General features: G+C 60.7%; 12 protein-coding genes. 6 read left to right on the forward strand and 6 right to left on the reverse strand.

Annotated elements, in window-relative coordinates:
* From PLU72_19605 to PLU72_19625, 5 genes are all read left to right on the forward strand, one after another.
* A partial coding sequence (locus tag PLU72_19605; GenBank protein ID HOT30389.1) for a hypothetical protein occupies nucleotides 1-1,457 on the forward strand: 1,457 nt, incomplete at its 5' end.
* 169 nt (nucleotides 1,458-1,626) lie between these two features.
* On the forward strand, nucleotides 1,627-2,568 hold the full coding sequence (locus tag PLU72_19610; protein ID HOT30390.1) for a ribose-phosphate diphosphokinase: 942 nt from the start codon (nucleotides 1,627-1,629) through the stop codon (nucleotides 2,566-2,568).
* A gap of 185 nt (nucleotides 2,569-2,753) precedes the next feature.
* Nucleotides 2,754-3,545, forward strand: a complete 792-nt coding sequence (locus PLU72_19615) for a hypothetical protein (GenBank protein HOT30391.1) — start codon at nucleotides 2,754-2,756, stop codon at nucleotides 3,543-3,545.
* 15 nt (nucleotides 3,546-3,560) lie between these two features.
* Nucleotides 3,561-5,072 (forward strand): 4Fe-4S binding protein, encoded by a 1,512-nt coding sequence (locus PLU72_19620; protein ID HOT30392.1) that lies wholly within the window; start codon nucleotides 3,561-3,563, stop codon nucleotides 5,070-5,072.
* Nucleotides 5,073-5,149: 77 nt separating this feature from the next.
* The gene (locus tag PLU72_19625; GenBank protein ID HOT30393.1) at nucleotides 5,150-5,350 is read left to right on the forward strand and encodes a DUF6485 family protein; all 201 of its coding nucleotides are present in this window, start codon (nucleotides 5,150-5,152) and stop codon (nucleotides 5,348-5,350) included.
* A 63-nt stretch (nucleotides 5,351-5,413) separates the two neighbouring features.
* On the opposite strand, the gene PLU72_19630 is transcribed toward PLU72_19625, so the two are convergent.
* The 4 genes from PLU72_19630 to PLU72_19645 form a co-directional block, all read right to left on the reverse strand.
* Complete coding sequence (locus PLU72_19630; GenBank protein HOT30394.1) at nucleotides 5,414-7,861, reverse strand: hypothetical protein; 2,448 nt, start codon at nucleotides 7,859-7,861, stop codon at nucleotides 5,414-5,416.
* A complete protein-coding gene (locus tag PLU72_19635) occupies nucleotides 7,845-8,687 on the reverse strand; it encodes a protein-L-isoaspartate(D-aspartate) O-methyltransferase (GenBank protein HOT30395.1) in 843 nt (280 codons plus the stop codon). Before PLU72_19635 ends, PLU72_19630 begins: the two co-directional genes overlap by 17 nt.
* Before the next feature lie 49 nt (nucleotides 8,688-8,736).
* Entirely contained in the window at nucleotides 8,737-10,326 is a 1,590-nt protein-coding gene (locus tag PLU72_19640) for an MBL fold metallo-hydrolase (protein HOT30396.1), read from the reverse strand.
* Between the two features lie 105 nt (nucleotides 10,327-10,431).
* Nucleotides 10,432-10,860, reverse strand: coding sequence for a hypothetical protein (locus tag PLU72_19645; protein HOT30397.1), 429 nt, complete (start codon nucleotides 10,858-10,860; stop codon nucleotides 10,432-10,434).
* Nucleotides 10,861-10,983: 123 nt separating this feature from the next.
* Between PLU72_19645 and PLU72_19650 the strand changes: the two genes are divergently transcribed.
* A complete protein-coding gene (locus PLU72_19650; protein HOT30398.1) occupies nucleotides 10,984-12,798 on the forward strand; it encodes an OPT family oligopeptide transporter in 1,815 nt (604 codons plus the stop codon).
* Nucleotides 12,799-12,874: 76 nt separating this feature from the next.
* Here the strand turns inward: PLU72_19650 and alr are convergent, their stop codons facing one another.
* Entirely contained in the window at nucleotides 12,875-14,002 is a 1,128-nt protein-coding gene (gene alr, locus PLU72_19655; GenBank protein HOT30399.1) for an alanine racemase, read from the reverse strand.
* A gap of 1 nt (nucleotide 14,003) precedes the next feature.
* Nucleotides 14,004-14,726 (reverse strand): alanine racemase (locus PLU72_19660; GenBank protein HOT30400.1); only part of this gene is annotated, 723 nt, incomplete at its 5' end.

The following is a 14,726-nucleotide window of genomic DNA, read 5'->3' on the forward strand; positions in this document are numbered from 1 at the left end:
TCAGAGACGATGGATCGTTGATTCTACCCTACCCACGCCGAATAGCGAAGAGCCATCATGCGGAAGGCGGCTGGCAGCCGAGATTTTCCGAGCGGGAATGCGAAACCATCTTCGCAAACCTCGAAAAGATGGGCTGTCCTCTCGTCCGCATCTGGGCCTTCGAGCGTCAGGAAGGCCTGATGTTCACCAGGGACCTCTCAACGGACAGCCGTTATCCGTATCACGAAGTCACCGGCCTGGACCCTGTCTTTCTCGAGAACTGCCGGACCATCATGAAGAAGGCGAACGAGCACCACGTAAAGGTATACTGGTCTCTATTGAACCATCTCATTCGCGAGGAGCAGGGCGGACGGCACATGCGCATCATCACCGACGCGAAGGTGCGGGCTTCCTACATCAACAATGCCGCGGTTCCCTTCCTGAAGGAGTTTGGCAAAGACCCGGCTTTCTGGGCCGTCGATATCATCAATGAGGCGGAAGGCGCCATCACCGGCCTCGAAGCTCTTTCCGGATCTCTCCGTCTGAAGGGCGGCTGCTCCTGGAAGGAGATGCGCGCATTCATCAGGGCATGTGCTGATGCTTTCCACGCGGCCGTTCCCGGCATACAAGTGACAAGCACAAGCGGCTGGCATGAGGAGGCAAGCCTCAAGGCCGGAAGGTTTTCGGGGCTTGGTCTCGATTTTTACGACTGGCACTCCTACAAGGACAATCCGGTGCTTCCCGCCGCCTCCGACCTGGGGCTTGACAAGCCGGTCATTCTCGGAGAATGCGGTCCTCGCACCAACAAACCCGATGCCGATTACGCCTTCCAGGGAAAGAACTGGCGCGCGTATTTCGAGCAGGCACGTCGCGGATATGCCGGCATCCTCACCTGGTCCTACGGAAACCCGGGAAGCGAGGAAAACATGGTCATGGTCAACAAGGACCATTCCTGGCGTGCCGGTGCCAGAGCCATCTACGAGTACAGCCGCGGCAACCTTTTCCCCGACGCCGGCCCGATCCTTCTCACGGATGAAGAAAAGGCTGATCTTCCTGAAATCAATGAAGCCATCTCAATTCTCTTTTCCGCGGCAAATGACCGGCTTCTCGCAGATCCGGCGAGAGTGAACGGCAAGCTGTTCATCTCGTTGGTAAACCAGTGCAGATATTATTATCCATATCTGAACCCCAATTTTGCCAAGCTCCGGCTTCGGGCCGTCTGTAAAACGCTCGCCGATCTCGGGGATTTCGAAGTTCGACAAGCTTCTTCCGATCCCGACGCCTTGGGGCGCACCGACCGGCTGCGCGAAATTGGATCGGCCATCCTGGCAAAGATCACCTCGTCGCGATTGCGAACCCTTGCTCCGGTCGCGCGGCTGATCGCTTTCACGTCCTCTTCGGGAACCACCGCGAACTCCGCTGTCAAACGGTCTTCTCCCTTCGGGGAAAGTATCATCAATATCCGTTCAGACAACTGACCACACATCGACGCTCGTGTGATGGAACGTGTTCAGGAATCGGATGTTCATCCGAAGGATGGTATCATCATTGGTGCATCCCCCTTTCCAGAGGCATTGCGGAAAAAGACGCTGCCACATTCGGCGGGAATCTGATAGAGTGCTTTTATCCTGATCCGGGAGTGCAGCCATGATCGATTTGCTGAAAGTCTTCGCGGGAAGATCGAACCGGCAGTTCGCGGAGGAAGTGACCGAGCATCTCGGGCTTCGTCTGGGAAAACTCGATATTTCGACGTTTTCCAATGACAACATTTCCGTCCAGATCCAAGAGAACGTGCGGGAACGGGATATCTTCGTCATCCAGTCGTTCACCGAGCCGGTGAGCGACCATATCATGGAACTCTTCATCATTCTCGACGCCCTGCGCAGCGCGTCGGCCAAGCGCATCACGGCGGTCATCCCCTATTTTTCCTACGCGCGGTCCGACAAGAAGGATGCGCCCAGGATCTCGATCACCGCACGGCTCATCGCCGACCTTCTGCAGACCGCCGGCGCCGACCGGGTGCTGACCATGGACCTGCATTCCGACCAGGTGCACGGCTTCTTTTCGATTCCCGTCGATCATCTGAGCGCGATTCCCACGCTGGCAGACCATGCCCGCCAGACCATCGACCTGAGCAACGCCGTGGCGGTCGCGACCGACGCGGGCGGTGGCAAGCGCGCCGGGAAGTTCGCCGAACGCCTCGGCATTCCCATGGCCATCATCGACAAGCGCCGGATCAGCGACGAAAAGGTCAAACACGGCCTGGTGATCGGCGAGGTGAGCGGCAAGGACGCGATCATTTTCGACGACGAGATCGCCGCGGCCAGCACGATCGTTTCCACCGTCGACACCCTGCGAAAAGCAGGAGCCAGGAAACTCTACGCCGGCGCCACCCACCCCGTGCTGTGCGGCCCCGCCATGGAGCGGCTGAAGGCGCTTGACCTCACCGCCATCATGGTGGCCAACACCGTGGAAGTTCCAGAATCCAAGCGGATCGGGAATCTTCAAGTGCTTTCGGTTGCAAAGCTGTTCGCCAAGGCCATCGACCGCATCCACACCGGCGAAAGCATCGGCGCCCTGTTCTCGTGACACCGTCGCTTGGCACTGTTCATGCAGCCGGAATCACCTATGATATATTGGCGAATATCGAAACAATCCAGCCGCTGACTGGCGCCATTGATGAAAAAAGACTAGTCTCGGCGCAACCCAGCCAGGCAGGCAAGCTCGCGAACGGCTTTGAGACACCGGATCTCGTCTTCAGCCAGGAGAACACCATGTTTCCCTTTTTCACTCGACGTCTTACGTTTGTCCTGATCGGCCTGGTCATGCTTTCCAGCAACGCCGTTTCGGCGTTGCCGACTCTCCTGAATTCCATTCCCAGCACGGACCTGATCCCTGCAGACAACCTGATGCTGCAGGCGAGTTATTACGAATACTATTTCACCGAAGATGCCAGCCGCGATTCCGTCCACACGCCGGGATCGATGATCTATTCGCTCGGGTATGGCCTGAAGAAAATGGAATTCGGGGTCGATGTGGTCGGACGCACATCGTTCTCAGGCACAGAATCCGGACTTTATGCGGGGCCAACGTCATTCAATCTCAAATACCAGATCTGCACCCAGGGAACCGGCAATGACAAGGTGTCATTCGCCGTCGGGGCGTTCAATATCGGCGCGCATGATTACGGAGACGATTTCGGGTTTTACCGCACCTCGCCGTATCTCGTGCTCTCGCATGCGTTCAAGGACTTCCGCCTTCACCTCGGGTATCAGTGGAACCTGTTCGGTTATTCCTGGGCCGACACCGACAGGAAGTCGAATGACGACGTGCTCGCCGGCTTCGATGCCGTCATCATCAAGCACAGAAAACGGCCGGTCTGGCTGCTGATCGATTATGCCGGCGGCCCATCGAAAATGGTCGCCTACGGGATTTCCCAGACCCTCACCCCGGAATGGAACTGGGGTGCTTCCTACTACGTGCCGGTCAACGACCATCTGCCCGTCTCGGGCGCGGAACTGCCGAGACAGTTCTGGGTTGGCGTCACGCGGTATTTCCCGTTGTAAGCCGTCTTGAATCACATGAAAACCATCCGCAGACTTTCGCAGCTGGTGGCACTTCTGGGATTCATCGCCCTTTTTCTGGCGGCGCGGTTTCCGTTCAGGCCGTGGGCGCCGGTCGATCTGGGGCTCAGGTTCAGCCCGTTCGGGGCCGTTCTCGATTCGCTTGCAAGCCTGAAACCGGCACTGCATTACGGACCTGGGATCGTCATTCTGCTGCTGACGCCGCTTTTCGGACGTTTCTTCTGCGGCTGGCTGTGCCCGCTGGGCGCGACGCTCGACGGATGGCGCCGGCTGTTCGGACCCAAAGCCGGAGAATCGGCTTCTTCGATCCTTGGCTTTTTGCGCTGGCCCAAATACGCGTTGCTGGTCATTCTCTCCGTTGCAGCCCTCGCGGGAGGCCCCTTCTGGGGCTGGTTCGATCCCCTCGCCCTGTTCAACCGCCTCGTGACCGGGGTCGCGTATCCGCTCACAACATATATATTCAGCAGTATTGCGTCCAACCTCAACTGGATTCCCGGCTTCATCGGGTTCAAGCGCTCGGTCGCAAAGTGGATGATGCCCGAAGCCCAGTTCGTTCCGTGGCAGTTCTGGCCTCTGTTCGCTCTCGGAGCGGCGATCCTCGTTCTGGAATTCTGGCGGCCACGGTTCTGGTGTCGCTCTGTCTGCCCCGCCGGGGCGCTGCTCGGCTTCTGCGCTTCCCACCGGCTCCACTCGCGACGCATCGATGAAAGCTGCGTCAACTGCGGAAGATGCAGCCGGGAGTGTCCGATGGCTGCGATCGAGGAGAATCCACGGCAGGTGAATCCCGCCGAGTGCATCGAGTGCCGCCTCTGCGACAACGTCTGCCCGCCGGGAACGTCGGCCATCGTCAGGAAATTCCACGCCGGCTCGCCCGTTCCCGCCCCGGTCGATCTGACGCGGCGACAGTTGATCGGTTCCGCCGCCTGCGGCCTCGCCATGGCGGCCGGGGAACGCATCCTACCCCAGAAACCGCTGGTCACCACCGGCCTGCTCCGGCCGCCGGGCGCCATCGACGAGGAAGCGTTCCGGCGCCACTGCATCCGGTGCCTCCAGTGCGTGCGCGTCTGCGCCTCGAACGGCGCCTGTCTTCAGCCCGACGGTCTCGAGAACGGTCTTTCGGGCCTCTGGGCGCCGGTCGCGAAGATGCGCACCGGATACTGCGAGGCGAACTGCAACCTCTGCGGCCAGGTCTGCCCGACCGGCGTCATCAGAAACCTGTCGCTCGACGAGAAATACAGGCACCCGATCGGAAGAGCGGTGTTCGACAAGAATTTCTGCATCCCGTATCGCCGGAACGAGGACTGCCTGGTCTGCGAGGAGCACTGCCCCGTTCCCGACAAGGCGATCAGGTTCGAACTGCGCGAGGCAACCGCTCCCGACGGGACAAAACGCATGATAAAATACCCCTACGTCGTCGCCGACACATGCATCGGCTGCGGCATCTGCGAACACAAATGCCCCCTCCCGGGCCGCGCCGGCATCTTCGTCTCGAACGAACGGTCGCGATAGCGTCGCCGCCGGCGCGGCATGGGCCGTTTTCACGCCAGATATATTCATTTTATTATATATTATTACGGAGGAATGCCATGTCAGGCAACTGCAAGAGGAAAAACATCCCCGGGTGCACATGCACCTACGAACCCTGCCCCCGCAAGGGCGTCTGCTGCGAATGCATCGCCTACCACCGCACTCACGGCGAGGTTCCCGGCTGCCTCTTCACGAAAGAAGGTGAAGCCACCTACGACCGCAGCATCAAAAACTTCATCGCCGACCGTTCCCGCTGCTGAGCGAGCCGTTCCCCGAACGATTCCGGGTGTACCGTTCGTTTTGCGCAGACAGCGGTTTTCGTCTCAGCTCTCGCCGGTGTCGGGCCGTTGGAGAAGCCAGAAGAGCGCGATCGACAGGTAGCAGGCGGCGGCGAGGAAGGCGAGCCCGCTGAAGCCGATACGCATCGCGAGGAGGGGGGCGCCCAGGGTCGCCAGAACCGACGCGAAACCGTTGGCGCCCCATGCCCAGGGAGCCAGGTCTTCGTCGGTTTTCATGATGTGCCGGAACCCGAGGGGAAAGAAGATGCCCATGGGAAACGCAAGCGGGGCGATGAACAGCATTCCCAGAGGAAACTTCTGCCAGTCGGGAAGGTGCATGGCGATCCGTATCGCCCCATCGAGCAGCCACGGGCTGGAAGCGGCGAGCAGGGCGACGACAGCGGCGCCCGTTATGCCGGCCTTTCCGGGGCGTTTCGCGACAATGTCGCTTGCCATGCTTCCGAGGCCGCTGAAGACGAGGAAGCCGGCGATGACCGTGGCCGCGGAATACACGGGGTGGCCGAGGAAAAGGACGAGCTTCTGCATGCACCCCATTTCGAGAAGCATGTATCCGGCGCCGATGGCGCAGAAATAGCCGAGCGACGCCATATTTTTCCGCGACACCCCTCGCCATCCGCGGACGACCACGATCGGAAACAGCAGGAGAAGGACGGTCAGGAAACCCGCCTGGATCATGGCCAGAACCATCAACAACGAGCCGAGTTCGACGAACGGGCGGGCCCTGTTGCCGAACTGCGCGAACAGGTCGGAAAGGCTGCTCCATTTCAGAAAATGGTAGAAATATGGTCGATCGTCCGTTGCCGCGGAAATCCGGAAAGGATATGCATTGATATATTCGTTGCGCCCGTCCCCGAGCAGGGCTTCGGAGCCTTCCTCATACCAGGGTCTGTCGAGTCGGTGATGAAGGCTCGTCCCGGAAGCCGTCGAGTCGGGCATGCGACAGACATCGAACGACCGCTCCGCGCAAAAGCGTCGGATTGCGCTCAACGCCGTCGGAGCGGGCGGATTTCGGAAACACAGGATGGTCACGGTCGCCCAGTTGCGGATCATGACGATGTTCGCGGCGGGATCGGCGCCGGCCCTTTCGAGCGCCTGGGCCATGGCGTCGACGATCTTGAGGGCGTCTCTCGGCGGCACCTCTGCCCATCGCGTCACCGAGATGACCCCGCCCGGCTTCAAACGCCGCACCATCTCCTCGAACGCTTCAACCGTGAACAGATACGACTCCTGGCCTGCCCGCAGACCGGCGCCGGCGAAACCGAACGCATCGACCAGAGACATCTGGATCAGGTCGTAGGTTCTCACGGTCGTCGCAAGGTAGTTTCGCGCTTCCCTGTTCAGGATGACCACGCCCAACACCGAAGCGATAGTTCCGCTGCGCTCGCGCAGAGGCCCCCGTAACGCACCGATCACCGCGTCGTTCATCTCGAGAGCGGTCACCGAACCGGCCTTTTTCAATATTGCCTGATGTATATCAGCCCCCCCGCCGACGCCGACGACCAGAACTTCGGGCCGGTCGAGAAACGAGTATGCGACGGCCGAGGTCATGCGGTCGAGGAAGCCGCGCTCCCGATCGTCCCGACAGCGATACACCGGCGCAGGCTGATCCCCGTCGAGAAGAAGAACCGAGTGGGAAGGCACGGTTCCGCGATATCCCAGTTCGAGACCGGGAGCGAGATGGATATTCGGCCCTTCCAGGACGTCGAGTCTCCCGAGCGGACTTCTGGCGGTGTGTACAGAAACGGTTTCCGGCATGCATCCAAAGACGGGAAGGGCCTTGTATTCCGACATCGCGGGCTCGGCGGGCACCACGACATGCATTCCCGCGAGAACGATTCCCGCGGCGGAGACGATCGCGGTGTGGCGGCTGTCTCCCTTCTCACCCAGCATCCACGCTGCGGCAACCCCCAACCAAGCGGCGATCCAGAGTAATCCGACGGGCGTGAACCGGAAGAGCAGCAACATCCCAAAAACGGCTCCCGCCGCCGAGCCGAAGAAACCTGCGGCATAAGCCGCGCCCACGCACTCGCCCGCCTCCAACAAGCAGGCGGCGATCCCCAGATTGCCGGCGATGAACGGCAGAAGGGCGACGAACTCGAGCGACAGGAGATGGACGCTTTGATATACGTCCCATGTTATATATAATGGATTCAATTTCACCCAGCCGCTTCCCGCAAGCGCAACGGGCACCAGCAGAGCAAACGCCACCATGGCGGAACGACTTGTCAGGACGCGGCCGAAGACGGAACACGTCCGGAGGACGGCGAGAAGCGCGCCGCTGATGCCGCAACCGAGCATGGCGACGCCGATGATCATGCCGGCAAAATGGCTCCAGAACCTCTCCGCAAGCAGTCTCATCAGTCCGAATTCCAGCAGCATCAGCGCGAACGAGGTAAAAAACAACGCGGCATGGAGCCGCCGCCCCGAACGGCGGCCGGATATGAGAGAATTTTCCCTATTTGCGGACTTCATCTTTCCTGACGAGGGGAACGAAGCGCACCCCCATGACAGCTTCGCTGGTGACTGAGCCGTCATCGCCCTTGAAGACGACCAGGAGCCATTGGGGCGAGAACGGAGCTCCGACAGGGATCACCATGCGACCGCCCGTCGCGAGCTGGTCTATCAGCGGCGGCGGAACCTCGCCGGCGGCGCATGTGACGATGATGCCGTCGAAGGGAGCTTCGGACGGCCATCCGTGATAGCCGTCCGCGTGACGCACGCGCACCTCGCCGTATCCAAGACGGCCGAGCCGTTCCGCCGCCGATTCGGCGAGTTCCCGGATGATCTCGACCGTCCAGACACGGTGTCCCAGTTCGGCCAGGACGGCGGCCTGGTATCCCGAGCCCGTGCCGATTTCGAGCACCTTCGCCCCCGAAGCCAGCCGCAGCAGCCGGGTCATCTCTGCGACGATATACGGCTGCGAGATTGTCTGACCGTACCCGATCGGCAGAGGGGAATCGTCGTATGCCGCCGTTCCGTACGGGAACGGGACGAACTCGTGACGCGGCACGGCCGCCATGACGCACAGTATCGTCTCATCCGTCATGCCGTATCCCCGAATCGTCTCGACCATCGCGACGCGCTCGCCGCTCCGCGATGGCGCACCATCGGCCCGGAGTGAAACGTCGACGGTCTTCGAGACGCCGAGAACGGCTGGACCGACCGGCACCCCGGATCCACCAGCGGGCAGTGTGCCTCGCCGAAGGAATGGAGCGTATTTCACCATGAACGCGCAAACCACGAGCATCAGAACGAGCGCGACGAACCGGATGTGGCCGCCGGTTTTTGCCGGCATCATTCCATCACCTCCGCTGCCGGGCCGGCCGGCAGGATATCGGGGACGGCGTTCAGGAGGCTTGTTTCAGGGTTTCCGAGATGCGCAGCAGGATCGTCCGGCGTTTGTCTTCATCGCTCTGAGAGCGCATGAAATCGGCCAACTGAAGCATGAGACCGGCGTAGAGGTTGTAGGAATCGACCTTCGGAAGTTCCGGAACGGCGGCGGGCGCCGGTTTCGGAGTGGCGGCGGGAGTCGCGGGAAGCGCGATGAGATCGACCGTCTGGCCAAGCGCCGGCACATCGACGGCGAACCCTTTCATCTCGCGAATTTTGGCGGCAAGCTCGTTCCGCGCATCGTCTTCCCCGTGAACGATGAACACCCTGTCGCGCACGGCCGGAATCTTCGACACCCATTCCAACAGGCCGTTCTGGTCGGCATGGCCGGAATAGCCTGACATGTCGGCAATCCTGGCCTTGACGGCGACTTCGGTGCCATGGATGCGGACCGTCTTTTCGCCGTCGAGAAGAAGCCTTCCGAGCGTGCCTTCGGCCTGGTAGCCGACGAACAGAACCGTGTTCTGCGGTTTCCAGAGTTGGTGGCGCAGATGGTGCTTGATGCGGCCTGCGTCGCACATGCCGCTCGACGACATGATGATCGAGCCGCGAGCGTTGTTGAGTTCCTTCGACTCCTCGACCGAGCGCGTGAAGCGGAAATGGCTCGCGTCGAACAGTTTTCCGCGCTTCTTCAGCAGGTTCGTCGCATCCTCGTCATACAGCTCGGGATACTTCGCGAACACCTTGGTCGAGTCGCTGGCCAGCGGCGAATCGACGGTCACCTGCACCTCGGGAATCTCGCGCCGCTCCATCAGGATGGTCAGATCGTGCATCAGGTCCTGGGTCCGCTCGACCGCGAACGCCGGGATGATGAGGTTTCCGCCGCGCTTGATCGTGTCGTTGACGACCTTCGAAAGCTGCTTCAGGCGAGCTTCCTTGTCGTCGGGCGGCCGCACGCGGTTCCCGTAGGTGGATTCGACGAGAAGGATGTCGGTGTCGCTCGCGTATTCCGGGTCCTTGATGATCGGATGGTCTTTCGAGCCGAGGTCTCCCGAGAAAATGATGCGTTTGTCGACGCCTTCGCGCCTGATCCGGATGTCGAGAAACGCGGAGCCGAGGAGGTGGCCGGCGTTCCTGAACGTCACGGAAATGCCCTGCGCGGGTTCGATCGCCTCACCTTCTCTCGCAGACTTCATGAGCGTGAGGGTCTTGTTTGCATCTTCTTCAGTATATATCGGCTGAAGTTCTTCAAGCCCCTTCCGTTCGTTGCGGCGGTTCTTCATCTCAACTTCGGACTCCTGGATGCGCGCCGAGTCAGGAAGCATGTATCCCATCAGGTCGACGGTGGGGCCGGTTCCCCAGATGGCGCCCGAAAAGCCGTGTTTCACGAGCTTCGGCAGCAGTCCCGTGTGATCGATATGCGCGTGGGTCACCAGCACGAAATCGATCTCGCCGGGTGCGAAGGGAAACGCGCCGTAGTTTCGTTCGCGCAGGGTCTTGCTGCCCTGGAACATGCCGCAGTCGACGAGGAACCTGATGTCACCCGTCTCGACCTCGTAACAGGATCCGGTCACGCAGCCGGCGGCACCATGGAATGTGATCTTCATACATCCTCTCCTTGCCATCACGGGATCATGTCACACGACCAGCGACGCCCATTATACATGAAGGCAGAGAAAAAAAGCCTGTTCCGGGCGCAGGTTTTCGGCAGGTTACGATCTGATGACCGTCTTGACGGGAATCTTCTTCTTTTTCGCGTATTCGAGGAGCTTGTCGCGACGCATCGTGTGATACACGCGGAACGGGTGCTGATGCCCCTCGAGCATGTAGGACATCTCGACGATCGTGTGATACAGGTTGTAGACGACCGTCACGCCCGTAATCTCGCCTTCCTCGGCGGCGTCGAAACTCTTGGGAACATGCCCGACGAGGCCGTAGCGGCCTTTCCCGATCACGTACACGTAGCTCTGGAGAGCCGGCCCGAGCACCTTGAACTCTTCCGGGCTCAGCGGGATATACGTGAATACCGTGCCGAGATCGCCGTCATCGAGCTGAACGGCCCAGGGCCGCGCGAACTCTTTCAAGGAAAGCGCCTCGCGGATCTGATCGAACACTTCGTTTGTGAGGGGTTTTGCTCCCATGGCGTGCATTGTAGGGCAACGCCGGGGAGCATGCAAGAAAAAAGTATGCTGAACGAGAAGCGGAGTTCTGGTAAATTGGTAACACCCGTTTCGGCGGGCCCATTCCCCATCCGGAGAAACATCGTGAACCAGCCGTCAGCCGCCATCGATCCGAATGTCCAACATCCCGAGGTGATTGATTACGACACTTCGTTCAGGCTTACGCCGCGCGCCGTCATCACCGGCATGATTCTCGGCGGTATCATGAGCCTGTCGAACCTGTATGTCGCGCTCAAGACCGGCTGGAGCATCGGCGTCTCGATCACCGCGGGCATTCTCGGTTTCGCGATTTTCGCTTTCATGCACCGGGCCGGCATCATCAAGACCGGCCTCGACCTGCAGGAAAACAACTACCTGAAATCCGTCGCCAGCGCCGCCGGATACATGACCGGCGGCGGGACGGTCGCCGCGATTCCGGCGCTGATGATGCTCACCGGCGAACCCATGCCCGCCTGGACGATGTTCTTCTGGATCTCCTCGATCGCGATGATGGGCGTCATCATGGCCATCCCGATGAAGCAACAGATGATCAACGTCGAGAAGCTCCGGTTCCCGACGGGCATCGCGGCCGCTGAGACGCTGCAGGCGTTGCACAGCAAGGGCGGCGAAGGTTCAGACAAGGCCCGTCTGCTGGGCATCGGCGGTATCGCAGGCGCCATCGTCGCGTTCCTGCGCGACTTCAAGACCTCGTTCATGCCCTGGAACCTGCCCGAAAAAATCAAGATTCCGTATATCACCATCGCCGGCCAGCCACTCGAGAAGTTCACGCTTTCCTTCGAAGGCAGCCTGATCATGATCGGCGCGGGCGCGATCATGGGCTTCCGGGCCGCCTGGAGCATGCTGCTGGGCGCATTGATCAATTTCGCCATCCTGGCCCCGCTCCTGTATTCGAACGGCATCATCGACGCGAAGCTCGGATACAAGAACATCGTCGCCTGGAGCGTCTGGTTCGGCTCGGCGATGATTCTCACGAGCGGGCTGCTGGCGTTCGCGTTCCAGTGGAAATCCGTTCTTCGCGCCATCAAGAGCGTCGGCTCAGCTTTCACGGGAAAGAAGGTCGACGCGGCCTTCGAGAAGGAAGTCCCGATGCTCTGGTTCTTCATCGGGATGCTCATCTTCACCCCGATCATCGTCTATCTCGAACACCTCTTCTTCGGCATCAAATACTGGATGGGTCTGCTTTCCGTCATCCTCGGCTTTTTCATCGCCATCGTCGCCTGCCGCGCCACCGGCGAGACCGACACGACCCCGACCGGCGCGCTCGGCAAGATCACGCAGATCACGTTCGGCATCCTCGACCCGGGCAACGTCACGACAAACCTGATGACGGCGAACGTCACGGGCGGCGTCGGCCTCCACTCGGCCGATCTGCTCACCGATCTCAAGACCGGCTACATCCTCAAGGCCGACCCGAAACAGCAGTTTTGGGCGCAGTTTTTCGGCGTCATCGCCGGCTCGCTGTTCGTCGTGCCGGCCTACAACCTGCTGATCCCGACCCCCGACGTTCTCGGCTCCGACCAATGGCCCGCCCCGGGCGCGCAGACCTGGAAAGGCGTCGCGGCCATGCTCGCGCAGGGCTTCTCGACCCTGCACTGGTCGGCCCAGCTTTCGCTGGTCATCGGCGGCATCCTCGGCATTCTGATCGTGCTCGCCGAGCGCAGGTGGCCCGAATACCGCAAGTATATCCCCTCTGCGACCGGCCTCGGCCTCGCATTCACCACCCCGGCCTTCAACACGATCTCGATGTTCATCGGCGCCTGCATCACCCTGGTCCTCGAGAAGAAAGACAAGGATATCGCGGAACGAACCGTCGTGCCCGTCAGCTCGGGCTTCATCGCAGGCGAAAGTCTGATCGGTGTCGTCATAGCTGCGCTCGCCGTCATCGGCATAGTAAAATAGCATACTTTATTATAAACCCCCGAACGATTCGTTCGGGGGTTTTGTTTCGTTTATGGAATCGGATGCGACAGGCCCGTCATTCGAATGGGTCAAACACTCTCTCCACGCGTGAGTCGATGCGGCAGGTGACCTCGTAGGTGATCGTTCCGAGCTTGTCCGCCCATTCCTGCGCGGTGATCTCCTCGCCGCCCTGGGAGCCGATCAGGACGACGTCGTCGCCAACCTGGACGTGCGTGCGAGGGCCGAGGTTCGCCATCGACTGGTCCATGCAGACCCTGCCGACGATCGGACAGGACTTTCCGCCGATCAGCACCCGGCCCTGGTTGGACCAGAGACGGTTCACGCCATCCGCGTATCCGGCCGGGAATGTCGCGATCCAGGTGTCTTCGGGAGCAATCCAGGTTCGACCATACCCGATCGACGTGCCCTTCGTGACTTTTTTGAGAAACGAGACGCGCGTCAGGAGCGACATGCCGGGACGCAACGGAATCGTCTGGGGAGTCTCCTTCGAGGGATAAAATCCATAGATCATGATCCCCGGTCTGACCAAGTTGAACCACCCGTCCTGGTGGCCGAGCACCGCTCCCGAATTGGCACAATGCACGAGCGGAATTCTTCCGTGAATCCTCTTCTCGACTGAATCGACGGCCTTTTTGAAACCGGCAATCTGACGTTCGGTAAAAGTCGGCGTCGCGTCATCGCTCACCGGCAGATGCGTGAAGACCCCTTCCAGGACGAGGTTCGTCAGGTCGCCGGCGATGAATCCGGCGAGATCGGGCGCCTCTTCCGGCTGGCAGCCAATGCGTCCCATGCCCGTGTCGATCTTCAGATGCACGTTCGCCCGTTTGCGAAGCCGGCCGGCGGCTTCGTTCAAGGCTTTGAGGTTCGTCTTTTCGCAAACCGTGATCGTGAGACCGCTCTCGATCGCTGCGTCCATCTCCTCGGGGAAGCAGGGGCTCAGCTTGAGAATCGGCAATCTGATCCCCGCCCGCCTGAGTTGGATGCCCTCTGGAACCGTCGCGACGCCCAGCCAGTCGATGCCGATCTTCTGGGCCATCTTCGACACTTCGATCGCCCCATGGCCGTAGGCGTTCGCCTTGACGGCGATCATGATCTTGCGGTCCGGGCCCACGGCACGCCTGATGCCGTCCAGATTATAGCGGATGTTGTCGAGATGAACGCGCGCGTGCGTCTGATACAACATTTCAGGCTCCTTTGATGACCACCTTGTGGACGTATGAGGATGTGCTGAGCGCAAGAAGCGCTCCATACCCGGGATAGAAGGAAACCGTGCCGCCGACCTCGACGGCCTGCGCGGCCTCTTCGACATCGAGAAGAAGGTGATCGCTCGAACCGCCCAGGACGATGATCTTCGGATCGATCGGCGTGATGCCGTCCACAACGACGTCCTGTCGCCCCATGTTCAGGATCGCCCTGCGCCGGAGTCCGCGGTCAACGAACTCCTGTGAGCCGCCGAACGCGTCCTGCCCCCGGTCCCCGATCGGCACCGACGGTTTGCGCTCGACCTCGATCACCTCGCCGACGGCGATCATCGTATCCTGCCGCGTTCCTGGCCAAGGGGAACGGTCGATCACGTTCCTCCCGAGCACGATCGCCTCCCCGACGCGGAAATGGTTGACTCCATGCGGCATGCGGCCCGACGCCAGCAGCGGGAGACCGGAACTGTTGCCGCCGGAGAGAACCGGCAGTTCGAGGCCGGAAGCGCGACGACATTCTTCCCGGGTCTTGAGGAGGAGGTTCATATTCTGTTCCGAAGGGATAACCCCGCCGTAACAGGCGAGATTACAACCAAGCCCGATGACGTCGATGCCTTTGAGGTCTTTCGCCTTCGCGACGAACTCCGGAGCACGGTCGGGCCAAATACCCTCGCGCAGGTCTCCCACATCGATCATGACGATGACCTTGTG

It is taken from the genome of Candidatus Ozemobacteraceae bacterium (assembly GCA_035373905.1).
Lineage (GTDB): Bacteria > Muiribacteriota > Ozemobacteria > Ozemobacterales > Ozemobacteraceae > MWAR01.